Source organism: Pseudoroseomonas cervicalis, assembly GCF_030818485.1.
Lineage (GTDB): Bacteria > Pseudomonadota > Alphaproteobacteria > Acetobacterales > Acetobacteraceae > Pseudoroseomonas > Pseudoroseomonas cervicalis_A.
Map to the genome: position 1 here is coordinate 2,260,694 of NZ_JAUTAJ010000004.1, position 23,420 is coordinate 2,284,113.

22 protein-coding genes are annotated in these 23,420 nt (G+C 67.3%); 16 read left to right on the plus strand and 6 right to left on the minus strand.

Annotation, left to right across the window (positions count from 1 at the left end; genetic code table 11):
• Window positions 1-39: 39 nt before the first annotated feature.
• Entirely contained in the window at window positions 40-264 is a 225-nt protein-coding gene (locus QE401_RS14480; protein ID WP_307138880.1) for a hypothetical protein, read from the minus strand.
• 165 nt (window positions 265-429) lie between these two features.
• Here QE401_RS14480 and QE401_RS14485 point away from each other — a divergent pair, with 165 nt between their 5' ends.
• The 11 genes from QE401_RS14485 to QE401_RS14535 all read left to right on the plus strand — a co-directional run bounded on the left by QE401_RS14485 (window position 430) and on the right by QE401_RS14535 (window position 10,723).
• Window positions 430-1,398 carry a Bug family tripartite tricarboxylate transporter substrate binding protein gene (locus QE401_RS14485; RefSeq protein ID WP_307138881.1) on the plus strand — a complete coding sequence of 323 codons (969 nt, stop codon included), beginning with the start codon at window positions 430-432 and terminating at the stop codon, window positions 1,396-1,398.
• 206 nt (window positions 1,399-1,604) lie between these two features.
• Complete coding sequence (gene purC, locus QE401_RS14490; RefSeq protein ID WP_271137181.1) at window positions 1,605-2,369, plus strand: phosphoribosylaminoimidazolesuccinocarboxamide synthase; 765 nt, start codon at window positions 1,605-1,607, stop codon at window positions 2,367-2,369.
• On the plus strand, window positions 2,366-2,605 hold the full coding sequence (purS, locus tag QE401_RS14495; RefSeq protein WP_307138882.1) for a phosphoribosylformylglycinamidine synthase subunit PurS: 240 nt from the start codon (window positions 2,366-2,368) through the stop codon (window positions 2,603-2,605). The genes purC and purS overlap by 4 nt, the downstream gene beginning before the upstream one ends.
• A 39-nt stretch (window positions 2,606-2,644) precedes the next feature.
• A complete protein-coding gene (locus tag QE401_RS14500) occupies window positions 2,645-2,890 on the plus strand; it encodes a hypothetical protein (RefSeq protein ID WP_007003689.1) in 246 nt (81 codons plus the stop codon).
• Between the two features lie 49 nt (window positions 2,891-2,939).
• Complete coding sequence (gene purQ, locus QE401_RS14505; RefSeq protein WP_307138883.1) at window positions 2,940-3,638, plus strand: phosphoribosylformylglycinamidine synthase subunit PurQ; 699 nt, start codon at window positions 2,940-2,942, stop codon at window positions 3,636-3,638.
• Between the two features lie 214 nt (window positions 3,639-3,852).
• Window positions 3,853-6,231 (plus strand): protein kinase domain-containing protein, encoded by a 2,379-nt coding sequence (locus QE401_RS14510; protein ID WP_307138884.1) that lies wholly within the window; start codon window positions 3,853-3,855, stop codon window positions 6,229-6,231.
• A gap of 126 nt (window positions 6,232-6,357) precedes the next feature.
• Window positions 6,358-6,912, plus strand: coding sequence for a transposase (locus tag QE401_RS23000; RefSeq protein ID WP_373461445.1), 555 nt, complete (start codon window positions 6,358-6,360; stop codon window positions 6,910-6,912).
• Between the two features lie 47 nt (window positions 6,913-6,959).
• The gene (gene purL, locus QE401_RS14520; RefSeq protein ID WP_307138885.1) at window positions 6,960-9,173 is read left to right on the plus strand and encodes a phosphoribosylformylglycinamidine synthase subunit PurL; all 2,214 of its coding nucleotides are present in this window, start codon (window positions 6,960-6,962) and stop codon (window positions 9,171-9,173) included.
• Window positions 9,174-9,196: 23 nt separating this feature from the next.
• Entirely contained in the window at window positions 9,197-9,427 is a 231-nt protein-coding gene (locus QE401_RS14525) for a BolA family protein (RefSeq protein WP_099096022.1), read from the plus strand.
• A gap of 12 nt (window positions 9,428-9,439) precedes the next feature.
• Entirely contained in the window at window positions 9,440-9,778 is a 339-nt protein-coding gene (grxD, locus tag QE401_RS14530; RefSeq protein ID WP_040612575.1) for a Grx4 family monothiol glutaredoxin, read from the plus strand.
• Between the two features lie 174 nt (window positions 9,779-9,952).
• A complete protein-coding gene (locus QE401_RS14535) occupies window positions 9,953-10,723 on the plus strand; it encodes a hypothetical protein (RefSeq protein WP_307138886.1) in 771 nt (256 codons plus the stop codon).
• Between the two features lie 21 nt (window positions 10,724-10,744).
• Here the strand turns inward: QE401_RS14535 and QE401_RS14540 are convergent, their stop codons facing one another.
• The 3 genes from QE401_RS14540 to rpsD form a co-directional block, all read right to left on the minus strand.
• Window positions 10,745-12,064, minus strand: a complete 1,320-nt coding sequence (locus tag QE401_RS14540; protein WP_307138887.1) for an MATE family efflux transporter — start codon at window positions 12,062-12,064, stop codon at window positions 10,745-10,747.
• A 90-nt stretch (window positions 12,065-12,154) separates the two neighbouring features.
• On the minus strand, window positions 12,155-13,945 hold the full coding sequence (locus QE401_RS14545) for an SLC13 family permease (RefSeq protein ID WP_307138888.1): 1,791 nt from the start codon (window positions 13,943-13,945) through the stop codon (window positions 12,155-12,157).
• Between the two features lie 163 nt (window positions 13,946-14,108).
• A complete protein-coding gene (rpsD, locus tag QE401_RS14550; RefSeq protein WP_271137173.1) occupies window positions 14,109-14,726 on the minus strand; it encodes a 30S ribosomal protein S4 in 618 nt (205 codons plus the stop codon).
• 196 nt (window positions 14,727-14,922) lie between these two features.
• Here rpsD and QE401_RS14555 point away from each other — a divergent pair, with 196 nt between their 5' ends.
• A complete protein-coding gene (locus QE401_RS14555; RefSeq protein WP_307138889.1) occupies window positions 14,923-15,135 on the plus strand; it encodes a hypothetical protein in 213 nt (70 codons plus the stop codon).
• Window positions 15,136-15,263: 128 nt separating this feature from the next.
• Here QE401_RS14555 and QE401_RS14560 read toward each other — a convergent pair whose 3' ends face one another.
• Window positions 15,264-15,608 (minus strand): winged helix-turn-helix transcriptional regulator, encoded by a 345-nt coding sequence (locus tag QE401_RS14560; RefSeq protein ID WP_307138890.1) that lies wholly within the window; start codon window positions 15,606-15,608, stop codon window positions 15,264-15,266.
• Window positions 15,609-15,718: 110 nt separating this feature from the next.
• On the opposite strand from QE401_RS14560, the gene QE401_RS14565 reads away from it, so the two are divergent.
• A complete protein-coding gene (locus QE401_RS14565) occupies window positions 15,719-16,732 on the plus strand; it encodes a zinc-binding alcohol dehydrogenase family protein (protein ID WP_307138891.1) in 1,014 nt (337 codons plus the stop codon).
• Between the two features lie 52 nt (window positions 16,733-16,784).
• Here the strand turns inward: QE401_RS14565 and QE401_RS14570 are convergent, their stop codons facing one another.
• On the minus strand, window positions 16,785-18,608 hold the full coding sequence (locus QE401_RS14570) for an ABC transporter ATP-binding protein (RefSeq protein ID WP_307138892.1): 1,824 nt from the start codon (window positions 18,606-18,608) through the stop codon (window positions 16,785-16,787).
• 245 nt (window positions 18,609-18,853) lie between these two features.
• Here QE401_RS14570 and QE401_RS14575 point away from each other — a divergent pair, with 245 nt between their 5' ends.
• From QE401_RS14575 to QE401_RS14585, 3 genes are all read left to right on the plus strand, one after another.
• Complete coding sequence (locus QE401_RS14575) at window positions 18,854-19,903, plus strand: glycosyltransferase family 4 protein (RefSeq protein ID WP_307138893.1); 1,050 nt, start codon at window positions 18,854-18,856, stop codon at window positions 19,901-19,903.
• A gap of 281 nt (window positions 19,904-20,184) precedes the next feature.
• Window positions 20,185-21,990 (plus strand): translation elongation factor 4, encoded by a 1,806-nt coding sequence (lepA, locus tag QE401_RS14580; RefSeq protein ID WP_307138894.1) that lies wholly within the window; start codon window positions 20,185-20,187, stop codon window positions 21,988-21,990.
• Window positions 21,991-22,226: 236 nt separating this feature from the next.
• Entirely contained in the window at window positions 22,227-23,231 is a 1,005-nt protein-coding gene (locus tag QE401_RS14585) for a tripartite tricarboxylate transporter substrate-binding protein (protein ID WP_307138895.1), read from the plus strand.
• Window positions 23,232-23,420: the final 189 nt, after the last annotated feature.

Here is a 23,420-nt window from a genome sequence, read left to right on the forward strand (position 1 = left end):
GCCCGGCCCAGCACGCGGTGCCTCCGCCGGCGGGCCGGCTCAGCCCAGCGTGGCGCCGGCGCCATTCTCCCCGGTCAGGGTGAAGGTCGCCGATGTGGGAGAGGTAACGCCGAAGGCGGTGGGGCCGAGGGTCATCATCCCGCCCGGGGCGATGCTGCCCGGCGCGGTGCCCCCCACCACCTGATCCAGCGCCGCATCATCGAGCGGCACGGCCGGGGCGGAGGGCGGCGCCATGTCCTGGGTTTCCGGGCTGTGGTCGGGCATGGGCGGATCCTCCGGCCAGGGAAGGGCAGGGTTCGATACGATGCCGACGATAGCGCGACCCCGCCGCTCCCGGGAAGTCACGACAGGCGGCGGCAGAAGCGGCCTCGACGCCGCGCCGCGCGCATGGGATGCAGCGGGCAACGCCACCGGGGAGAGAAACCACCCATGCAACGCCGCACCCTGCTGCAGGCCGGCCTGGCCGGCACCGTCGCCGCCGCGCTCGCGCGCCCCGCCCTGGCGCAATCGACCCCGCCGCTGCGCATCATCGTGCCGGCGCCGCCCGGCGGGCCCACCGACATCCTGGCCCGCAGCCTGGCCGACCGCACTCAGCACAGCCTGGGCCGCCCGGTGGTGGTGGACAACCGCGCCGGCGCCGGCGGCGTCATCGGCTCGGACGCCGCGGCGCGCAGCGCGCCGGATGGCAACACCATCCTGCTCGGCCACAACCAGACCCATGCCAGCAACCAGGCGATGATGCCGCGCCTGCCCTATCATGTGGTGGACAGCTTCACCCCCGTGGCCAAGCTGGCCACCGTGCACCACGCGCTGGTGGTGCCGGGCAATTCCGCCTCCACCACGCTGGCCGAGCTGATCGCCCGCGGCAAGCGCGGCCGGCTGACCTACGCCTCCTCCCAGGCGGGCTCGGCCAGCCATGTCATCGCCGAGACGCTGGTGCGGCGCGAAGGCCTGGACGCCACCCATGTCCCCTATCGCGGCGCCGCCCCGGCGGCGACCGACACCGTCGCCGGCATCGTCGATTTCTACGTCGCCACCTTCCCCTCCGTCGCGCCGCTGGTGCGCGAGGGGCAGCTCCGCGCGCTCGAGATCGGCGCGCCCGCGCGGCTGGCGGCCTTCCCGGCCATCCCGACCGCGGCCGAGGCCGGCGCGCCCTATCTGGCGGTGGATGCCTGGTTCGGCCTGTTCGCCCCGGCCGGCACGCCCGCGCCCCTGGTGCAGCAGATCGCCGACGCCATGCTCCAGGCCCTCGCCGAGCCCGAGATCGGCACCCGCCTGGCCGCCGCCGGCTTCACCCTGGACCCGCTCGCCCCGGCCGCCTTCGCGGAGTTCCAGCGCCAGGAAGTCGCGCGCTGGGCGGAGATGGTGCGCATCACCGGCGTGACCATCGACGGGTAAAGTAAAAGCGTCCTTTTTTGAAAAAAAGGACCAAAAAACTTCTGTCAGTTGGGCGTCCCGCCTCTGTCCTGAGGCGGGACGCCAACTGAGAGAAAGCCCGCGCACCCGCCATGCGCCCATGAGCGGTGGCGACGCTGGCCCCTGCCTGCTATACGCGCGCGGACGATGCCGCCCCCCTTTCCGGCGGCCAGAGGGATCAGTGGATCATGGCGCGACGCCGGCAGCTCTATGAAGGCAAGGCGAAGGTCCTGTTCGAGGGGCCGGAGCCCGGCACCCTCGTGCAGTATTTCAAGGACGACGCCACCGCCGGCAACGGTGCCAAGAAGGGCATCATCACCGGCAAGGGCGTGCTGAACAACCGCATCAGCGAATACCTGATGACCCGCCTGGGCGAGATCGGCGTCCCCACCCATTTCATCCGCCGCCTGAACATGCGCGAGCAGCTGATCCGCGAGGTGGAGATCATCCCGCTCGAGGTCGTGGTGCGCAATGTCGCGGCCGGCTCGCTCGCCGCGCGGCTCGGGCTGCAGGAAGGCACCCGCCTGCCGCGCTCGATCGTCGAATACTACTACAAGAACGACGCGCTGCAGGACCCCATGGTGTCCGAGGAGCACATCACCTGCTTCGGCTGGGCCTCCACCCAGGATCTGGACGACATGGTGGCGCTCGCGCTCCGCGTGAATGATTTCCTCTCCGGCCTGTTCCTCGGCGTCGGCATCGTGCTGGTCGATTTCAAGCTGGAATTCGGGCGTCTCTACGAGAATGACGAGATGCGCATCGTCCTCGCCGACGAGATCAGCCCGGACAATTGCCGCCTGTGGGACGTGAACACGGGCGAGAAGATGGACAAGGACCGCTTCCGCCGCGACCTGGGCAAGGTCGAGGAAGGCTATCAGGAAGTGGCCCGCCGCCTCGGCATCCTGCCGGAGGCCGGCATCCGTGACATGAAGGGCCCGGAGGTGATGCAGTGAAGGCGCGTGTGACCGTCATGCCGAAGAACGGCGTCCTCGACCCCCAGGGCAAGGCCATCGAGCATGCCCTCTCCACCCTCGGCTTCGCCGCGGTGGGCGAGGTGCGGACCGGCAAGATCATCGAGCTCGAACTCTCCGAGACCGACCCGGACAAGGCCCGCGCCCAGGCCGAGGAGATGGCCCGCAAGCTGCTGGCCAACACCGTGATCGAGAGCTTCCGCGTCGAACTGGCCTGAGGCCGGCCCGACCCCTCACCCCGCCGGAGCGCTGCCGCCATGGTCAAGGCCTCCCTGCTGCTGATGCTGGTGCTGACCCTGCTGATCGGCATGGGGCTGCGCTGGCGGCAGGAGCGCCTGCCCCAGGTGGCGGCCGCATCCCCGCGCGGCCGCGCCCGCAAGCCCGGGCTGCTGGCCCGCGGCAAGGCGCGGCTCGACCTCTGGATCACCGCCGCGGCGCTGGCCTCGGTCGCCACCATCCTGCTGATGGGCGGGCTGCACTGGATTCGTGTCTGGCTGCAGTGACCGCGCCGCTTTCCCCACCCCCTCCCCTCCAGCCTCCGGGGCCCGTTGCATGAACGCCGTCATCCTCCTCTTCCCCGGCACCAACCGCGAGCGCGACATGGCGATCGCGCTGCACAAGGCGACGGGGCGGAAACCCACCATCCTGTTCCACCAGGAGACCAGCCTGCCCGCCGGCACCGACCTGGTGGTGCTGCCCGGCGGCTTCTCCCATGGCGACTATCTGCGCTGCGGCGCCATGGCCGCCCGCTCCCCCATCATGCCGGCGGTCGCCGAGTTCGCGGCCAAGGGCGGGCATATCCTGGGCGTCTGCAACGGCTTCCAGATCCTGACCGAGGCCGGGCTGCTGCCGGGCGCGCTGCTGCGCAATGCCAGCCTGCGCTTCCTCTCCATGGATTGCCATTTGCGGGTGGAGACCAGCGACAGCCCCTTCACCAGCCGGTGGCAGCGCGGCGAGACCTATCGCGCGCCGATGGCGCATGGCGACGGCAACTACTTCTGCGATGACGAGACCCTGGCGCGGCTGCGGGGCGAGGCGCGCGTCGCCTTCCGCTATGTCGATGCCAGCGGCCAGGCGACGCCGGAGGCCAATCGCAACGGCGCGCGCGACAACATCGCCGGCATCCTGAGCGAGAACCGCCGCATCCTGGGCATGATGCCCCACCCGGAGGATCTGGTGGACCCGCTGATGGGCGGGACGGATGGGCTTCCTCTCTTTGAGAGCATTGCTGGGGTGTTTGAGGGGGTTTAAGGCAAGCCGGCTCTCATGCCATATTTGGCTTGATCGCTGATAGGAGCCTGCGCTTCTGTCTGTGCTTATTAGTGCTCTTTCGAGCAAACGCTTCATGGCGTATTCATAATCGCCATGAAGCGATTCATTTTTATGTCGAAAAATTAAAGTCAATATATTTTTCCAAGAAAAATTGATGATATAGAAGTCATCTCATTGCCAAGGGATGACCTCGATGTCCGACGCCTCATCAACGCTTCAACGACTCAAGGAAGCTTACGCTGAGCGTAGAAGACCCGTTGTGTTTTGGGTCGGTGCGGGACTGAGTGCTCCAGCAAGCTTGCCAACTTGGGGTACCTTAAGGGACAACCTAGTGGTTGAAGCTCTTGAAGGCATTGGCCCCAAGAACACTCCCGAGGCACAGGAAAAAGAAAATCTACTTGAAATCGCAAAAGCAAGTAATAATTATTGGGATTCTTTCGAAACAGTAAAAACTGTAATGGGGAAACCTAATTTTATAGCCAGCATAAGAAGGTCTTTAAAAACAAAAGATAATAATATACCTGATGTATACAAAGAGATTTGGTCGCTTCGCGGCGTAAATGCCGTACTTACTTTAAATATGGATAAATTTGTAGAAAGAGCCCATCGCCGGATGAGGCCCAAAGAAGATCCGGTGGTTTTTAGTGGTCGAGATGCTCCGTCTTATATGCACGTTCTTGGAGATCGAAAACCATTTATCGCAAATCTTCATGGAACCATAGATGATCAAAATTCTTGGATTTTCACCAAATCAGAAGTAGACCATCTTTATTCGATATCAGGATATCAAGAATTTATAACTACTATTTTTGCAAGTTCCATTGTTGTATTTATCGGAATTTCAGCAGATGACGCTGCTGCCGGAGGAAATTTATATAACCTCACACAAAAAAATATGGACCTTGGGGAACATTTCTGGATCACCCATCGAACCGGAATTTCCGATTGGGCTAGTCGCGCAGGCATTCAAGTAATTTCGTATGAGCCTGATTCAACTGGTCCTGAAATCCATAAACACACCAATCCTCTTTGCAGCATACTAAGGGAAATCAAATCTTTTAAATCAAGGGATAAACCGGCAGCCAGTGTTTTAGCTCAAGTAGAGCTAAGGGAGAGCCTAGATTCCCCCCGTGAGCTTCGCATGCTGGATGATGATGATTTGCGCCTAGCCTTGTCAGGGCACGCAAGATATTTGGTCGAAAAATTTGGCCCCTCTTCAAAAGAATACAATGAATTTCTTGTTAAATACGCCTCAAATATTCACCAATCTTGGCACATAAGCACTGATGGAGAGAATAATACTTTTTACGGATACAAAGTTCTTGAGCAGATACATGGATCTTCTTTTTCCACCGTTTGGAAAGTGGAAGATTCAGAAAGTCGCCGAATGGCTTTAAAGCTATTAAGAATAGACAATATTAAATCCGGCATTCAAATAGATAGTTTCAGACGCGGTGTTCAATCCCTACAATTCTTAACCAATTCACAAGTACCAGCAACTGCAAGACTATTTAATGCATTTGAAATACCGACATCTTATGTAATGGAGTACGTAGATGGTTCGAGTTTACAGAATATAATACCTTCTGGAATGGTTAATATATATCCAGACTGTCTGAATATCATGTCAAAAGTCTGCGCTCATTTATATTATAGTCATAATTTACCCCAAAGCGTCCTTCATCGTGATATTCGTCCTTCAAATATCATGTTGCCTTATATCATGCTCGAGGAAGCAGACGCAAAAACTCTAAATGTTTCTAGATATGACGTAGTTTTGCTAAATTATGACATGTCGTGGCATTCAAATGCAGCGGGTGAAACTATCGCAGGAAATATGGAGGAAGCTGGATACTATGCGCCCGAACAGCTAGTAACCGCTGGCGAGAAGGCTCGAAGCACGTATGTTGATTCTTACGGCGTGGGTATGACTTTATTCTATGCTTTTTCTGGAATTTCTCCACCAAACGGGGGCAGTAATTCTCGTGATTGGCTAAAAATATTGTCTGAAAAAATTAGAAACGACAATAGGCTGTCATGGCGCTCAGCCCCAGCGCGCCTACGCCGACTGATTCAGGGCGCAACAGAGCCAGAGGTTGAAGATCGTTTAAGTATAACTCGCATTAAAACCGATTTGGAGATTTTATCTCGCGCCATAAGTGGCAATTTAGATAGAATACCTGTCGATTTTTGGGCAGAGGAGATTATGTTTCGCTGCGAAGAAGCTGAATATCAGGCCACAAATAGCGGATATTCTTTTGTCAGAAATCCAAGGGCAGGAAGATCAATTGTCATTTCTGGAGATGAAAAAAGTAAATCGATATCCGTACAATTCAAAAATCAGGCGATAGCTTCAACAGACAGAAAAAATATTGATCGACTTTGGTTTGATAAATTATCAAGCGCGAAGCAGATATTGCAGTCTCATGGATGGGATATTTCCAACGAAAGCCGATACGGTCAGAGGGAGATCCTATTGTTTGCTTCGGTAAAAGTTGAAGATGCCAGAATTTCTCTTGCCAAATTGGTGACTGGCCTTCAGCGAGGATTGCAAGCCGTCAGACTCGACTGAGACAGGCAGGCAGGCAGGCATACGGGGAAAGGAAAATTTGCCTATTATCCAGTTTTTTGGCAATTACTCGGAATGAGCGCGACCTACCCTTCCCGCCTGCCGCCGCCCTCCCCCAACCGCCAGCGGATGACGGACCTCGAATGGGCCGCGCTCCTCCCCTACCTGCTGCACCGCTCGCCCCAGGGCCGCCCGCTGAAGGAACTCCGCCAGCGGATGGAGGGGATTTTCCTGATTGCCACCACCCACCGCCCCTGGCGTGACCTCCCGGCGGAGTATGGCAAAGCGGACACCGTCGCCCGCTATTTCCGCCGCCTCACCCATGCGGGCCTGTGGGAAAGGCTGTTGCAGGCGCTCGCCGATTCTGCGCCGTCCCATCCGCTCTGGGGCCTGGGCCAGCGCATCCTGCACGCCTGCCGCCGCGCCCACCGCATCCTGGGCCTCGCCTTCAACCGGCTGATCCGCAGCCTCGGCCTGCGCGCGGCGCTGCCCGGCCCGCCCTGGCTGCTGCCCGATCCGCTTTTGTCCGAAACCCTCGCTCGCATCGCAATTCCGGCCCCGCACACCGCCCCCTGGGGCCGGCGCGGCGCCCTGAAAGAAAGGCTGCGCAGCCTGCAATGGCTGCACCGCGCCGCCGCAGGCCGCGCGCGGATCAGCCGCGCAACCCGGTTGGGGTGGCCATGACGATGCTTCCTCTGGACAAGCGGCCCATCCCTGCCGAAAAGCCGCTCATGTCGGACCCCACGCCCGCCCTCCTCGCCCCCGCCCGCGCCCAGCAACTCGCCGCCGAGTTCGGCCTCAAGCCGGATGAGTTCGAGCGCGTCCTGGCCATCCTCGGCCGCACCCCCTCCCTCACCGAGCTCGGCATCTTCTCGGTGATGTGGTCGGAGCATTGCTCCTACAAATCCAGCCGGGTCTGGCTGCGGCAGCTGCCGACCAAGGCGCCCTGGGTGATCCACGGGCCGGGCGAGAATGCCGGCGTCATCGACATCGGCGAGGGGCTGGCCGCCATCTTCAAGATGGAAAGCCACAACCACCCGAGCTTCATCGAGCCCTATCAGGGCGCGGCCACCGGCGTGGGCGGCATTCTGCGCGACGTCTTCACCATGGGCGCGCGGCCCATCGCCAACCTGAACGCGCTGCGCTTCGGCGCGCCGGACCATCCGAAGACCCGCCGCATCCTCGACGGTGTGGTGCGCGGCATCGGCGGCTATGGCAATTGCGTGGGCGTGCCCACCGTGGGCGGCGAGGTCAATTTCCACCCCTCCTACAATGGCAACCCGCTGGTCAACGCCATGACCGTCGGCATCGCCCCGCGCGACCGTATTTTCCTCAGCGCGGCGGCGGGGGTGGGCAATCCGGTGGTCTATGTCGGTTCCAAGACCGGGCGCGACGGCATCCACGGCGCCACCATGTCCTCGGCCGAATTCAGCGCGGATTCGGAGGAGAAGCGCCCGACCGTGCAGGTCGGCGACCCCTATGCGGAAAAGCTGCTGATCGAGGCCTGCATGGAGCTGATGGCGACCGACGCCATCGTCGCCATCCAGGACATGGGCGCGGCCGGCCTCACCTCCTCCTCCGTCGAGATGGCGGGCAAGGGCGGTGTCGGCATCGAGCTGGACATGGAGAAGGTCCCCCAGCGCGAGGAGGGCATGTCCGCCTATGAGATGATGCTCTCCGAGAGCCAGGAGCGCATGCTGATGATCCTGAAGCCCGGCCAGGAGCATGTGGCCGAGGCGATCTTCCGCAAATGGGAGCTGGATTTCGCCGTCATCGGCCATCTGACCGATACCGGCCGCATCGTCATCCGCCACAACGGTGCGCTGGAGGCCGACATCCCGCTGGCGCCGCTGGAGAGCGAGGCCCCCCTCTACCACCGCCCGACGGCCGAGACGCCGAAGCAGCCGGTGCTGGACGCGGCGACGGTGGCCGACCCGGCCGGGCTGCAGGCGGCGCTGCTGACCCTGGTGGGCAGCCCCGACCTCTGCTCCCGCCGCTGGATCTGGGACCAGTATGACAGCACGGTGGGCGGCCAGACGGTCAAGCGCCCGGGTGCGGCGGACGCCGCCATCGTCCGGCTGGAGGACAGCCAGCGTGCGCTGGCCATGACCACCGACTGCACGCCACGCTACTGCGTGGCCGACCCCGAGGAAGGCGGCCGCCAGGCGGTGGCCGAGGCCTGGCGCAACATCACCGCCACCGGCGCCCTGCCGCTGGCGATCACCGACAACATGAATTTCGGCAACCCCGAGAAGCCGGAGATCATGGGCCAGTTCGCCGCCAGCGTGCGCGGCATGGCCAGCGCCTGCACCGCGCTCGACTTCCCCGTCGTCTCCGGCAATGTCTCCCTGTACAACGAGACCGAGGGTAAGGGCATCCTGCCCACCCCCGCCATCGGCGCGGTGGGCGTGATCGAGGATGCGGCGAAGGCCGTGGGCTATGGCCTGCGCGAGGGCCAGGAGCTGGTCCTGCTGGGCGAGACCGCCGGCTGGCTCGGCCAGTCCCTCTGGCTGCGCGAGATCGCCGGGCGTGAGGAGGGCGCGCCGCCGCCCGTCGACCTCGCCGCCGAGCGCCGCAATGGCGATTTCGTCCGCGCCCGCATCCAGGACGGCACCGTGCTGGCCTGCCATGATGTGGCCGATGGCGGGCTGCTGGTGGCGCTGGCCGAGATGGCGATGGAAGGCGGCGTGGGCGCGACGCTCGACCCGGCGCCGGCCGGCCTGCCCGCCCATGCCTTCTGGTATGGCGAGGATCAGGGCCGCTATGTGGTGGCCGTGCGCGACGGCGCGGCGCTGATCGAGGCCGCCCGCGCCGCCGGCGTGCCGGCCATGAAGCTTGGCCGTTCCGGCGGGGGGGACTTGGTGGTGCAGGGCGCCGTCACCATCTCCGTCGCTGATCTGCGGGCGGCGCATGAGCGCTTCCTGCCCGAGTTGATGGCGCAGTAAGGTCAGGACAGGAGAACCAAGCCATGGCGATGCCCGCGGCCGAAATCGAAGCCCTGATCAAGGCGGCCCTGCCCGACGCCCAGGTGACGATCGAGGATCTGGCGGGGGATGGCGACCACTACGCCGCCACCGTCGTGTCCGAGGCGTTCCGCGGCCGTTCCCGCGTGCAGCAGCACCAGCTGGTCTATGCGGCGCTGCAGGGGCGGATGGGCGGTGCGCTGCACGCCCTGGCCCTGCAGACCTCCGCCCCCTGAAGGATGACCCCGATGAGCAACCCCGTCTTCGAGCGTATCCAGGCCGAGATCACCGAGAACCCGGTGGTCCTCTACATGAAGGGCACGCCGGTCTTCCCGCAATGCGGCTTCTCCGCCCGCGTGGTGCAGGTGCTGTCCCATGTCGGCGTGCCCTTCAAGGGCGTGAACGTGCTGGAGGACATGGAGATCCGCGAGGGCATCAAGGCCTTCACCAACTGGCCGACCATCCCCCAGCTCTATGTGAAGGGCGAGTTCGTCGGCGGCTGCGACATCATCCTGGAGATGTTCCAGAATGGCGAGCTGACCGCCCTGCTGGACGAGAAGGGCATCCCGCACCAGGCCGCCGCCTGAAACGGGCCGGCCCATTGGCGCGAGACGACCAGGCCGGAGGCGGCGACGCCCCGGCTTTTTTCTTGCGCGCTGAAAGCGCCCGCCCACCTATGCCTCAGCCTGCGCTGGGCGGGCCGGGTGGACAACCCGGCGCCCCGCCGGCGGTTATGGGGCAGCCAGGGGGAAGAATTCCGCATGACCAGCGACAAGCTCCGCACCATCCTGAACCTCGTCCTGCCGCTGGCGCAGCCGCTGGTGGGGGCGATGGCGCCGCTCTTCGGCATCGGCCACACCCAGGCCGAGATGTCGGCGCGCAGCCAGACCCCCGTGGTGCCGCAGGGCTATGCCTTCTCCATCTGGGGGCTGCTCTTCGCGCTCAGCATCGCCTGGGGCATCTGGCAGGCGCTGCCCGCCGGGCGCGATTCGCTGGCGGCGCGGCGCCTCGGCTGGCCGCTGGCCGCCGCCTTCGGCTTCTCCATCCTGTGGATGGTGCTGAGCCAGCTCACCGAGAATGGCTGGCATCTGGTGCTGGTGATCCTCGGCGTGCTGGCGGCCGCCTTGGCCGCCTTCTTCATCGAGCTGCGGCTGCCGCAGGGCGGGCGGGTGCAGCGCTGGCTGATCCACCCGCTGGTGGGGATGCTGGCCGGCTGGGTCTCGGTCGCCACCTTCGCCAACATCGCCGGCGCCGCGCTGGTCAGCGGCGCCTTTCCGCCGAGCGGCGTCGGCCACACCGTGGCGGCGGTGCTGATCCTGCTGGCCGCCGGCGGGCTGACGCTCGGCGTGCTCTGGGCGGCGCGCGGCGCGCTCTGGTACGCCGCCGCCGTGGCCTGGGCGCTGATCGCCATCCTCTACGCCAACACCGCGGGGCGGGATTTCAACCTGGCCGTGGCGCTGGCCTCCGGCGCGCTGGTGGCGGTGGTGCTGGCCATGGCTTGGCAGCGCCGCCGGCTGCGCGCGCCCGTCTAGGGCACCAGGCCTGAGGCGTCGTTAGGCCGCCCGCTCCCGCCACACCCCCTGGCGGACCGAGGCGGCGGTGACCAGCCCATAGGCGGTGATACCCAGCGCCACACCCAAAAAGTGCCCCTCCATGCCCATCCCGCCGGCGCCTGCCAGCGCCGCGCCGCCCAGGGTCGCGATGCCGAAGCGGGACAGGGCGGCGGCCACCGGCCACTGCATCCGCCCCGCCCCCATGGAGGCGAAATACAGCGCCATGCCGAGGCCGAAGCCGCCAAAGGCCGGGCCGGTATAGGACAGCGCCAGCGCCGCCAGCGCCTGCACCGCAGGGTCGGCGGTGAACAGCCGGGCGAAGCCGCCCGGCATCAGCCCGACCGCCAGCCCTGCCACCCCCGCCAGCAGCAGCGCCATGAGGCCCCCCGCCCAGGCGGTGCGCCGCGCCAGCGCCCATTGCCCGGCCCCGGCGGCGCGCCCCACCAGCGCCGTCAGCGCCGAGCCGACCCCGAAGACCAGCGGCACGGTGAGGAATTCTAGCCGCGCCGAGATGCCATAGGCCGCCACCGCCACCGGGCCATAGGCGGCGAGCTGGCGCGTCACCACCAGCGTGGTGGCATTGGCGATGCAGGCCAGCGCGCAGGCCACCAGCCCGACCGAGAGGATGCGGCGGAACAGCAGCGCCTGCGGCCGGGCGCGCAGCCGCGGCAGGAAGCCGGCGCCACCCCCCAGCACCTGCCGCGCCAGCACCAGCGCGGCGCCCCAGAACACCGCGGCGAAGCCGATGCCCAGCCCGGCCAGGCCCAGCCCCACCGGCTCGGCCAGCAGCCAGGCCAGGACGGGATAGAGGATCCAGGCGATGGTCAGCACCCGCGCCGCCAGCGCGTGCTGCCCGCCGCCGCGCAGCACCGAGGCCAGGGTGTTGGCCAGCCAGACCGGCAGCGCGCCGGCGCCGAACAGCCAGGCGCAGTAGAGGGAAGCCGCACCCGCCGCCGCCTCCCCCCCAATGGCACCCAGGATGGCACGGGGAAAAAACGCCAGCGGCAGGGCGAAGAGCAGCGCGAAGGCGAGGGCGATCAGCAGCGCATGCAGCACCAGGCCAGAGGCCTCGTCGCGCCGGCCGCCGCCCAGCGCCCGGGCGATGGCCGCCGCCACGCCGCCGCCCATGGCGCCGGTCGAGGTCTGCTGCAGCAGCAGGGCGAAGGGCAGCACCACCGCCCAGCCGGCCAGCGCGGCGGTGCCCTGGCGGGCGGCCAGCACCGTCTCGGCCAGCTGGGCCAGCGCCTGCAGCAGCGCGATCAGCGTCGTCGGCGCCGCCAGCGCGCCGATTCGGCGCAGCACTTCCAGCCATCCCGGCACAGCTCGTTCCCTTCCCCAACCGGCCGAGGCTAGGCCGGCAGGCGGCGAGCGGCCAGAGGGGGCTCAGCCAGAGGGGATCAGCCGGGAGGCTCAGCCCCAGACCAGAACGATCAGCGGCGTGCCGATCAGCAGGCAGAGCAGCGCCAGCGGCGCGCCGAGGCGCGGATAATCGGCGAAGCGATAGCCGCCCGGCTCCATCACCAGCGTGTTGGACTGGTGGCCGATCGGGCTGAGGAAGGTGCAGGAGGTGCCGATGCACACCGCCATCAGCATGGCATCCGCCGACACCCCGGCGGCGGGGCCGAGGCCGAGGGCGATCGGCGCCATCAGCAGCACCGTGGCGTTGTTGGCCATGATCTCGGACAGCACCATGCAGGCCAGCATGATGGCGCCGATCAGCGCCCAGCCCGGCAGCGCGCCGGCGGGCCCCGAGAGGCTGTCGACCAGCAGGCGGATGGTGCCGCTGTTCTCCATCGCCTGGCCCAGCGGGAACAGCGCGCCCAGCAGCACGATCACCGGCCAGTCCACCGCCGCATAGGCCTCGTCCGGCTTCAGCACGCGGCAGAGCAGCATCGCCACCAGCACGCCGGCGAAGGCGATATGCGCCGGCGCCAGCTCGAACAGCACGGCCAGGATGCCGGCCAGGAAGAGCAGCCCGGCCAGCCAGGCATGCTGCGGCCGACCCAGCACCACACCCCGCTCGGCCAGCGGCAGCAGGGCGAGCGCCTGGAAGGCCTCGGCCCGCTTGTCGCGCTGCGCCTGCACCAGCACCACATCGCCGCCGCGCAGCACGATCTCCGCCATGCGGTCGGCCACCCGACGCCCCTGGCGCGACACCGCCAGCAGGTTCAGCCCGTGCTGGCTGCGCAGCCGGAGCTCGCCCGGCGAACGGCCGATCAGCGGCGAGCCAGGGCGGATGATCGCCTCCACCGCATCGACATCATCGGCGACCAGGGCGCGGATGCCGCTCGCCGCACCCTCCCCCTCCGCGGCTTCGGCGCCGGCCTCGCTCAGCGACAGGGAAGCGGCCTCGACCAGGTTGCGCAGCGCCTCGGCGCTGCCCTCCAGCAGCAGCGTGTCCTCCTCGCGCAGCCGCGCCTCGCCAGGCGGCGCCAGGGTGCGGTTGGGGCCGCGGAACAGGCCGACCACGGTGACATCGCCCTCGCCCAGCGCCTCCAGCCCGCGCACCGAAAGCCCGATGGCGCGGCTCTTCGCGCCCAGCCGCGCCTCGGCCACATAGGTGCCGGCATCGATCTCGGCGGTCTTGCCGCTCTTGTCCGGCAGCAGGCGGCGCGCCAGCAGGAGATAGACGATGCCCGCCAGCGCGATGGGCAGGCCGACCCAGGCGAAGTCGAACAGGGCATAGGGGCCGAGATCGGTCTGTTCCCGCCGGATCGCCGAGATGATCAGGTTGGGCGGCGTGCCGATCAGCGTCACCAGCCCGCCCAGCACCGAGGCGAAGGCCAGCGGCATCAGCGCGCGGGAGGGGGCGTAGCCCTCCCGGTAGGCGTTGCGCAGCGCGACGGGCATGAACAGCGCCAGCGCGCCGACATTGTTCATGAAGGCGGAGAAGGAGGCGCAGAGCCCGTTCTGCACCGTGACCTGCAGGCCGGGCCGGCCGCGCATGCCGCCCAGCCGGCGCAGCAGCAGATCCACCGTGCCGGCCGATTGCAGGCCCTTGGTGATGGCCAGCACGGCGGCCACGGTGGTGACGGCGGGCTCGGCGAAGCCCAGGAAGGCCTGCTCCGGCGCCACCTGGCCGCACAGCACCAGGGCCAGCAGCAGCAGCATCGCCACCACATCGTAGCGCACCGGCTGCAGCACGAAGCCCGCCAGCGCCAGAAGGGTGAGGCCGGAGACGAGCAGCTGATCGGTGGTCATGGAGGGATCCTGGTGGTCGGCCAGGAGCAACCGCCGGGGGGGCGCGGCGGTTGCGGCCGCTGCCCCGGCCCCTGCGCCTGCCAGACCGCAGGCACAAAAAAAGCCAGGCCTCTCGGCCTGGCTTCGTCGTGTCGGGCCAGGCGGGGAAACCCCCGCCCCCGGATCAGCGCGAGTAGAACTCGATGACCAGGTTCGGCTCCATCTGCACCGGGTAGGGCACGTCCGAGAGCTTCGGCGCGCGCAGGAAGCGGCCCTTCATCTGGCGGTGGTCGATCTCGAGATACTCGGGCACCTCGCGCTCGCCGGACTGGGCGGCGTCGAGCACGGCGACGAGCTGCTTCGACTTCTCCTTGACCTCGATGACGTCGTTGTCACGCACCAGGTAGGAGGGGATGTTCACGCGCTTGCCATTGACCGTGATGTGGCCATGGTTGACGAACTGGCGCGCGGCGAACGGGGTCACCGCCAGCTTCAGGCGGTAGACCACGGCGTCCAGGCGACGCTCCAGGATCTCGATCAGGTTCTCGGAGGTGTCGCCCTTGCGGCGCACGGCCTCCTCGTAATACTTGCGGAACTGCTTCTCGCCGATGTTGCCGTAGTAGCCCTTGAGCTTCTGCTTGGCCATCAGCTGCACGCCGAAGTCGGTCGGCTTCTGCTTGCGGCGCTGGCCGTGCTGGCCGGGGCCGTACTCGCGCTTGGCGACCGGGGACTTGGCGCGGCCCCACAGGTTCACGCCGAGGCGGCGATTGATCTTGTACTTGCTTTCCGCGCGCTTGGTCATGCCGCGGGCTCCTTCTTGTTAAGCGCCCCAGCCTTCAGGCCGGATGCTGCTGCGTTTGTCCCGGTAGTCCCAAGGCAGCCATGCCAAGGGCGGGGCGCAGGACGTGCCTGCACCCGCTTTCCCGGAAGGGAGGCCGCCTTTAGCGCCGCATGAGAGCGCTTGTCAAACCCGCGCGACCTGCCTAGTCGCATTCCTTATGGTGACGCGCTCGGAAATTCTGGTGCTGGGGCTGACGGCGGGGGTCATCGGCAGCCTCGTCGGCGGGCTGATGCTGGGCATCGGCCTCGGCCTCGTGGTCAATTCGGTGCATGCCGGCTGGGTGCTGGTGCTGCCGGCCGCCCCGGTCGGCGGGCTGATCGGGTACTGGCTGGCCAAAAGGCTGGCGAAGCAATTGCCGGATCGAATGTAAGAATCTTCTTTTTCTGAAGAAAAAGAAGCAAAAAGACTTTTTCAGCCTGGGTCCCGCCTTCGGCCTGAGGCGGGCCGCCAAACTGAAAGAAGTTTTTTGGTTCTTTTTTTCAAAAAAGAACCCTTTTCTTACGCTGCCTTGGCCACGCCCCGCGCCAGCCAGGCGCTTCCCCAGACCCTGAGCGCCACCACCACCGGCCGCAGGCTCTCCCCCGTCGGCGTCAGCGCGTAGTCGACACGCGGCGGCACGCTGGCCTGGACCGTGCGGGTCAGCAGTCCGGCCTCCTCCAGCTCGCGCAGCTGCTTGGTCAGCATGCGCTGGGACACGCCGGGCAGCCGCCGGCGCAGCGTGCTGAAGCGCTGCGGCCCTTCCAGCAGATGGTGCAGCACCAGGCCCTTCCACTTGCCGCCGATCAGCTCCAGCGTCGCCTCCACCGGGCAGCCGGGGGAGCAATCATAGGCGGCGTGGGTCATGGTCCATGGTTCCCTTTCGGTGCCTTGGCACCAGGCGCGTGCGTTCTTGCGGGCGCGGCCAGTATGGCAAACATGCCGGGCCGGATGCCATGCGCAGAAAGGACATTGCCATGAAGGCCTTCGGCCATCGCCAGAACCTGCCCCTCACCGCGCCCGAGGCGCTGCTGGCGCTCGACCTGCCCCGCCCCGAGCCGCGGGGGCGCGATTTGCTGGTCGAGATCCGCGCCGTCTCGGTCAACCCGGTCGATGTGAAGCTGCGCGGCGGCCGCCCGGCACCGGAGGGCCAGGCCCGCGTGCTGGGCTATGACGCCGCCGGGGTGGTGGTCGCCACCGGGCCGGAGGCAACGCTGTTCCGCCCGGGCGACGCCGTCTTCTATGCCGGCGACATCAACCGCCCCGGCAGCAATGCCGAGTTCCAGCTGGTCGATGAGCGCATCGTCGGGCCGAAGCCCGCCAGCCTGGATTTCGCCGCCGCCGCCGCCCTGCCGCTGACCACGCTGACCGCCTGGGAAATGCTGTTCGACCGCTTCGGCCTGGCCGAGGGCGGCGGCGAGGGCCAGCATCTGCTGCTGGTGGGCGCGGCCGGCGGCGTCGGCTCCATCGCGCTGCAGCTGGCGCGGCAGCGGACGAAGCTGCACATCACCGCCACCGCCTCCCGCCCTGAGACGGTGGAATGGGTGAAGGCCCAGGGCGCCCATGCGGTGGTGGACCATCGCCTTCCCCTGGACCAGGCGCTGCGCGATGCCGGGCTGCCCCAGCCGGAGCTGGTCTTCGCCATCAACGGGACGGAGGGGCATTTCCCGGCGCTCGCCGCGGCGCTCGCGCCGCAGGGGCGGATCGGCGTGATCGACGACCCGAAGAGCCTCGATATCGGCCTGCTGAAGAGCAAGAGCGCCAGCTTCCACTGGGAGTTCATGTTCACCCGCGCCGCCTACGCCACGCCGGACATGCAGCGCCAACACGCGATCCTGGCCGAGGCGGCGCGGCTGGTCGATGCCGGCACGCTGCGCAGCACGCTGAGCGAGGTGCTGGGCCCGATCGACCTGCCCACGCTGCGCGAGGCGCATCGCCGGCTGGAGGCCGGCACCGCCCGCGGCAAGCTGGTGCTGCAGGGCTTCGCATAAGAAAAGGGCCGGCGGATCGCTCCGCCGGCCCTTCACGTTCTGGGTTGCAGCCTCAGGCCGCGACCTGCAGCGCCTCCGACTGGCGGCGCACCATCTCCTGATACGGGCCCGGGCGGCGCATCAGCATGTCGGGCGAGCCATCCTGGATCACCTGGCCGCCTTCCATGACGACGATGCGGTCGAAATTGGTCAGCGTCGCCAGGCGGTGGGCCACCGCGATCACGGTGCGGCCCTGCATCAGCCCGTCCAGCGCCTTCTGCACCTCGGCCTCCGACTCCGAGTCGAGGGCGGAGGTCGCCTCGTCCAGCAGCAGGATCGGCGCGTTCTTCAGCAGGGCACGGGCGATCGCCAGGCGCTGGCGCTGGCCACCGGACAGCTTGGCGCCGCGGTCGCCGACGATGGTGTCGAAGCCCTCCGGCAGCGCCTCGATGAAGTCGCGGCAGCGGGCGGCCTCGGCGGCGGCCAGCACCTCCTCATCGGTGGCATCCGGGCGGGCGTAGCGGATATTCTCCAGCACCGTGCGGTGGAACAGCGCCACATCCTGCGGCACGACCGCGATCATGTCGGACAGGCTCTCGCGGGTCGCCTCGGCGATGTCCTGGCCGTCGATGGTCACCGCACCGCCCTGCGGCGCGGCATGGCGCTGCAGCAGGGTTAGCAGGGTGGACTTGCCGGCGCCGGAGCGGCCGACCACGCCGACCTTCTGGCCCGGCTGGATGTCGAGCTCCAGCCCGCGCAGCACCGGCGCCGCGCCCTCGGGCGCCGAGGGGTAGCGGAAGGTGACGTCGCGGAACACCACATGGCCGCCCTTGGCCGCCAGGGCGTGGGCGTCCTCGGCATCCGGCAGGTCATGCGGCACCAGGAGCGCCACCAGCGCCTCGCGCATGCGGGCGATGTACTGGGTCAGGTCCACCAGGGCCATCGCCAGGTCGCGGGAGGCGTGCAGGATGGTGAAGCCCAGGGTGCAGACGAGGACGATGTCGCCGGTGGTGGCGCGGCCCAGCTGCCACAGATGCACCACCCAGCCCAGCAGCATGGCGGTCAGGATGGCGGTGGCGACGCCATGCACCAGGCGCAGCTTCTCCAGGTAGCGCAGGCTGGTGCGGCGCGCGGCGCTCTCGGCGGCCAGCGCGGTGTCGAGGCGCTGCGCCTCCCGCCCGAAGGCGCCGAAGGCGCGCACCAGGGAGAAGTTCTGCACCACATCGACCAGCTGCCCATCCACCGCGGCGGCGCGGGAGGCGAAGCCGTCATGCAGCGACTCGCCCTTGCGGCCGAGCCAGGCGATGCCGACGGCCAGCGCACCGGCCACCACCACCAGGCAGCCCGCCATGATCGGGTCGACACTGGCCAGGAAGGCGATGGCGAGCGTCACCGCGACCGCCGGCGGCACGGTGTGCCAGGTGAAGTTCTGCAGCACGGTGAAGCCCGCCGTGCCGGTGGCGCTGATCCGCGCCGCCAGCGTGCCGGCGGAGCGGTTGGCGAAGAAGCCCGGCGAATGGCCGGAGAGGTGGCGGAACAGCTCGGCCCGCATCGAGGCGGTGACGCGCGGGAAGCGGTCCGCCGCGATCCAGCCGCCGACGCGCCAGAGCAGATTGTCGGCGGCGATGATGCCGGCCAGGATGGCGAAGGCGGTCCACACCGCCGCCGCGCTGGCCGAGGCCGGCCCGCCCGACAGCGTGTCGATCAGGTGCTTCACCGCGTAGTTGGAGCCGACCGAGCAGCCCACCGCGCCCAGCACCGCCAGCATCACCGCCGCATGGCTGCCGCCCCAGGGGCGGATATGGCGGAACAGGAAGCCGACCGGGCGGCGGGCCAGGCGCAGCAGCGCGGCCTCCTCCGCCTGGCGCTGCTGCCGGGCCGCGCTGGCCACGGGCATGGCCGCGCCGGCCGCGGGAATCCCGGCCTGGTCCTCGCTATGGGGGGTGACAGTCTGCGGGGCAGGCTGCATGGGGCGCATCGCCTCCTTCGTCTCCTGAGCACATGCGCGTGAGGGCACGCCGCATCTGCGTTGTTGGAGAGAGAACACCCGCATCAAGACGAAATCGTGGCGAAGTTTGCCCGAACGGCACCTCAATCCGCTGCGAGTGTTCCGCCATGGACAGCAACGGAGACACGAGCCCGATGCGTATCGCCCAGATCGCCCCCCTCACGGAGGCCGTCCCGCCGAAGCTGTATGGCGGCACCGAACGGATCGTCTCCTACATCACCGAGGAGCTGGTGGCGCTCGGCCATGAGGTGACGCTGTTCGCCAGCGGCGACTCCATCACCCAGGCGAAGCTGGTGCCGGGCTGCGCCAAGGCGCTTCGGCTCGACCCCTCGGTGCGCGACGCCAATGCGCCGCTGACGCTGATGCTGGAGCAGGTCTATCGCCGCCGGCATGAGTTCGACCTGCTGCATTTCCATCTGGACTACCTGCCCTTCCCGCTGTTCTCGCGGCAGAGCGTGCCCTTCGTCACCACGCTGCATGGCCGGCTGGACCTGCCGGAGCTGCAGCCGGTGTTCGACACCTTCAACCAGGCGCCGGTGGTCTCGATCTCGAACGACCAGCGCCGGCCGCTGCCGCAGGCGAACTGGGCGGGCACCGTCTATCACGGCCTCCCGGAGCGGCTGCTGACCCCGATCGAGGGCGCCGAGCCCGGCTACCTCGCCTTCCTCGGCCGCATCGCGCCGGAGAAGCGGGTGGACCGCGCCATCGAGATCGCCATCGCCACCAACACCCGGCTGAAGATCGCGGCCAAGGTGGACCGGGTCGATGTCGATTATTTCGAGACCAAGATCAAGCCGATGCTGGCGCATCCGCTGGTCGAGTTCATCGGCGAGATCGACGAGACCCAGAAGCGCGACTTCCTGGCCAATGCCATCGGCCTGCTGACCCCGATCGACTGGCCGGAGCCCTTCGGCCTGGTGATGATCGAGGCGATGGCCTGCGGCGCGCCCGTGATCGCCTTCCGCCACGGCTCGGTGCCGGAGGTGATCGATGAGGGCGTGACCGGCTTCGCGGTGAACAGCATGGCCGAGGCGATCGCCGCCGTGCCGCGGCTGAAGTCGCTGCCCCGCGCCGCGGTGCGCGCCCGCTTCGAGCAGCGCTTCACCGCCCGCCGCATGGCCGAGGATTATGTCGAGCTCTACCAGCGCCTGGCCAACCCGGTGCTGCGGGTGGCCGCCGAGTAAGACAGAAGAGGCCGGGTCCGCAGGGATCCGGCCTTTTTAAGTTCTTCTTTTTCTGAAGAAAAAGAAGCAAAAAGACTTCTTTCAGTTGGCGTCCCGCCTATGGCCATAAGCGGGACGCCAACGGACAAAAGTTTTTTGGTTCTTTTTTTCAAAAAAGAACCCTTCCCCTTCTGCTGCCCTTGCCCGTCGCCCTTCCGCTTTGATTCCGCCGCCGCTTGCCCTATGTGCTTGCGGCGCGGCGGGCTCGCCTCCCCCGCCCCTCTACGGCCGCCGGAAGCTCGATGACCAACACCCCCCTGTCCCGTATCCGCAACTTCTCCATCATCGCCCATATCGACCATGGCAAGTCGACGCTCGCCGACCGTCTGATCCAGGCGACGGGCGCCATCTCGGCGCGCGAGATGAAGGAGCAGATGCTCGACAGCATGGAGCTGGAGCAGGAGCGCGGCATCACCATCAAGGCGGCCTCTGTCCGGCTCGACTACAAGGCCAAGGACGGCCAGGACTATGTCCTGAACCTGATGGACACGCCGGGCCATGTCGACTTCGCCTATGAGGTGAGCCGCTCCCTCGCCGCCTGCGAGGGTTCTCTCCTCGTTGTCGACGCTTCCCAGGGGGTCGAGGCGCAGACGCTGGCCAATGTCTACCAGGCGATCGATGCCGGGCATGAGATCGTGCCCGTGCTGAACAAGATCGACCTGCCAGCGGCCGAGCCGGAGCGGGTGAAGCAGCAGATCGAGGACGTGATCGGCCTCGACGCCTCGGACGCGGTGGAGATCTCGGCCAAGTCCGGGCTGAACATCGAGGGCGTGCTGGAGGCCATCGTCACCCGCCTGCCGGCGCCCGAGGGCGACCCCAACGCGCCGCTGAAGGCGCTGCTGGTGGATAGCTGGTACGACCCGTATCTCGGCGTCATCATCCTGATCCGGGTGAAGGACGGCACCATCCGCAAGGGCCAGAAGATCCGCTTCATGGCCGAGGGCACCACCCAGACGGTGGACAGCGTCGGCGTCTTCCGGCCGAAGATGGTGGCGGTGGAGAGCCTGGGCCCGGGCGAGATGGGCTACCTGAACGCCGCCATCAAGACGGTGGCCGAGACCAATGTCGGCGACACCATCACCGATGACCGCAACCCGGCCAGCGAGCCGCTGCCGGGCTTCAAGCCCTCGATCCCGGTGGTCTGGTGCGGCCTCTACCCGGTCGACGCCGATGATTTCGAGAAGCTGCGCGAGAGCCTCGGCAAGCTGCGGCTGAACGACGCCTCCTTCCATTTCGAGGCGGAGAGCTCGGCGGCGCTGGGCTTCGGCTTCCGCTGCGGCTTCCTGGGCCTCTTGCATCTGGAGATCATCCAGGAGCGGCTCTCGCGCGAATTCGACCTCGACCTGATCGCGACCGCCCCCTCCGTCGTCTACAAGCTGACGAACAACAAGGGCGAGACCTTCGACCTGCACAACCCGGCCGACATGCCGGACCCGACCATGATCGAGAGCATCCAGGAGCCCTGGATCAAGGCGACGATCATGGTGCCGGACGAGCATCTGGGCTCGATCCTGACGCTCTGCTCGGAGCGCCGTGGCCAGCAGGTGGAGCTGACCTATGTCGGCAACCGCGCCATGGCGGTCTATCGCCTGCCGCTGAACGAGGTGGTGTTCGACTTCTACGACCGCCTGAAGTCGGTCAGCCGCGGCTACGCCTCCTTCGACTACCAGATGGATGGCTATGACGAGGGCGACCTGGTCAAGATTTCCATCCTGGTGAACAACGAGCCGGTCGATGCGCTGTCCTTCATGGCGCATCGCAGCCAGGCCGAGCGCCGTGGCCGCTCCATCTGCGAGAAGCTGAAGGAGCTGATCCCCCGCCAGCTGTTCAAGATCCCCATCCAGGCGGCGATCGGCGGGCGCGTCATCGCGCGCGAGACCATCTCGGCCATGTCGAAGGACGTCACCGCCAAATGCTATGGCGGCGACATCAGCCGCAAGCGCAAGCTCCTCGAGAAGCAGAAGGAGGGCAAGAAGCGCATGCGCCAGTTCGGCAAGGTGGAGATCCCGCAGAGCGCCTTCATCGCCGCCCTCAAGATGGACAGCTGAACCGGGCGGCGCGCCGGGCTTCCCGGCGCGCCCCACCGGAACGGGGCGCCGCCCTGGCCGGACCGGCGCCTGCCGGCCGGCCTTTTTCATGCCCGGCGCCGGCGCGGCCCGGCACCGCCCCGGCGGCCGGGCGCGCCCCCTCCCGCCGGCCCCCACCCGCCTTTCCTGTTGACGCCAGGGCGGGCGCGACGGACAGATGACCGGAACGACATTCAGAATCCGGGAGAACGATCCGCATGCTCCGACGCCGCGCCCTGGCCGTGCTGGCCGCGCCCGCCCTGGCCGCCGCCGCCGCCCTCGCTGTGCTCACGGCCGGGCCCGCCACCGCGCAGCAGGCCTTCCCGAACCGCACCATCAGCATCATCGTGCCCTTCGCCGCCGGCGGGCCCACCGACACCGTCACCCGCCTGGTGGCCGAGGTGATGGGCCGCGACCTGGGCCAGACCGTGGTGGTGGAGAATGTCGGCGGCGCTGGCGGCACGCTGGGCGCGGCCCGCGTCGCCCAGGCCCGCCCGGATGGCTACACCCTGCTGCTGCACCATATCGGCATGGGCACCACGCCGACGCTGTACCGCCGCCTCTCCTACGACCCGGTGGGCGGGTTCGAGACCATCGGCCTGGTCACCGCCGTGCCGATGACCATCATCGCCCGCAAGGACATCCAGGCGAACAACCTGGCCGAGCTGGTGGCGCTGGTGCGGCGCGACCAGACCCGGGTGAACTACGCCAATGCCGGCATCGGCGCCGCCAGCCATCTCTGCGGCCTGCTGCTGCAGAAGGCGATCGACGCGCCGATGACCACCGTGCCCTATCGCGGCACCGGCCCGGCCATGACCGACCTGATCGCCGGCACGGTCGACATCATGTGCGACCAGACCACCAACACCACCAGCCATATCCGCGCCGGCGCGGTGCGCGCCTTCGCCGTCACCACCGCCGAGCGCCTGCCCTCCCTGCCCGAGCTGCCGACCGCGGCCGAGGCCGGGCTGCCGGGCATGGAGGTGACGGTGTGGCACGGCCTCTACTCGCCCAAGGGCACGCCGGCCGAGATCAACACCCGCCTCTCCCGCGCGCTGCAGGTGGCGCTGCGCGACGAGCGGCTGGTGCAGCGCTTCGCCGATCTCGGCACCGCCCCGGTGCCGCAGGACCAGGCGACGCCGGAGGCGCATCGCGCCTTCTGGCAGGCCGATATCGCCAAGTGGCGCCCGGTGATCCAGGCGGCCGGCCAGTACGCCGACTGAGCGGGCCCGCCGGCCGTGCCCCCCGGGGCCGGCCCGGGCCTGACCGAAGGGGGGCCATGGCCCCCCTTTTCATCTCCGCCCCGCCGCGCGGCATGGCATGCTGCGGCCGCGCCCGGCACCGCCGCCCGCCCCTTGTGCGGCGGCCGGCAAGGGCGCATGGAGAGGCATGATGCTCCCCTTCCGCCAGCG

Bases quoted from the DNA above. Each gene is read 5' to 3' on its own strand.
- purQ (WP_307138883.1), top strand. From the start codon at position 2,940: ATGAACGCCGTCATCCTCCTCTTCCCCGGCACCAACCGCGAGCGCGAC.
- QE401_RS14535 (WP_307138886.1), top strand. From the start codon at position 9,953: ATGACCAGCGACAAGCTCCGCACCATCCTGAACCTCGTCCTGCCGCTG.
- QE401_RS14480 (WP_307138880.1), bottom strand. From the start codon at position 264: ATGCCCGACCACAGCCCGGAAACCCAGGACATGGCGCCGCCCTCCGCC.
- QE401_RS14555 (WP_307138889.1), top strand. From the start codon at position 14,923: ATGGTGACGCGCTCGGAAATTCTGGTGCTGGGGCTGACGGCGGGGGTC.
- purL (WP_307138885.1), top strand. From the start codon at position 6,960: ATGTCGGACCCCACGCCCGCCCTCCTCGCCCCCGCCCGCGCCCAGCAA.
- QE401_RS14500 (WP_007003689.1), top strand. From the start codon at position 2,645: ATGGTCAAGGCCTCCCTGCTGCTGATGCTGGTGCTGACCCTGCTGATC.
- QE401_RS14525 (WP_099096022.1), top strand. From the start codon at position 9,197: ATGGCGATGCCCGCGGCCGAAATCGAAGCCCTGATCAAGGCGGCCCTG.
- rpsD (WP_271137173.1), bottom strand. From the start codon at position 14,726: ATGACCAAGCGCGCGGAAAGCAAGTACAAGATCAATCGCCGCCTCGGC.
- QE401_RS14560 (WP_307138890.1), bottom strand. From the start codon at position 15,608: ATGACCCACGCCGCCTATGATTGCTCCCCCGGCTGCCCGGTGGAGGCG.
- lepA (WP_307138894.1), top strand. From the start codon at position 20,185: ATGACCAACACCCCCCTGTCCCGTATCCGCAACTTCTCCATCATCGCC.
- QE401_RS14545 (WP_307138888.1), bottom strand. From the start codon at position 13,945: ATGACCACCGATCAGCTGCTCGTCTCCGGCCTCACCCTTCTGGCGCTG.
- QE401_RS14510 (WP_307138884.1), top strand. From the start codon at position 3,853: ATGTCCGACGCCTCATCAACGCTTCAACGACTCAAGGAAGCTTACGCT.
- QE401_RS14565 (WP_307138891.1), top strand. From the start codon at position 15,719: ATGAAGGCCTTCGGCCATCGCCAGAACCTGCCCCTCACCGCGCCCGAG.
- grxD (WP_040612575.1), top strand. From the start codon at position 9,440: ATGAGCAACCCCGTCTTCGAGCGTATCCAGGCCGAGATCACCGAGAAC.
- purC (WP_271137181.1), top strand. From the start codon at position 1,605: ATGGCGCGACGCCGGCAGCTCTATGAAGGCAAGGCGAAGGTCCTGTTC.
- QE401_RS14585 (WP_307138895.1), top strand. From the start codon at position 22,227: ATGCTCCGACGCCGCGCCCTGGCCGTGCTGGCCGCGCCCGCCCTGGCC.
- QE401_RS14485 (WP_307138881.1), top strand. From the start codon at position 430: ATGCAACGCCGCACCCTGCTGCAGGCCGGCCTGGCCGGCACCGTCGCC.
- QE401_RS14570 (WP_307138892.1), bottom strand. From the start codon at position 18,608: ATGCCCGTGGCCAGCGCGGCCCGGCAGCAGCGCCAGGCGGAGGAGGCC.
- QE401_RS23000 (WP_373461445.1), top strand. From the start codon at position 6,358: ATGACGGACCTCGAATGGGCCGCGCTCCTCCCCTACCTGCTGCACCGC.
- QE401_RS14575 (WP_307138893.1), top strand. From the start codon at position 18,854: ATGCGTATCGCCCAGATCGCCCCCCTCACGGAGGCCGTCCCGCCGAAG.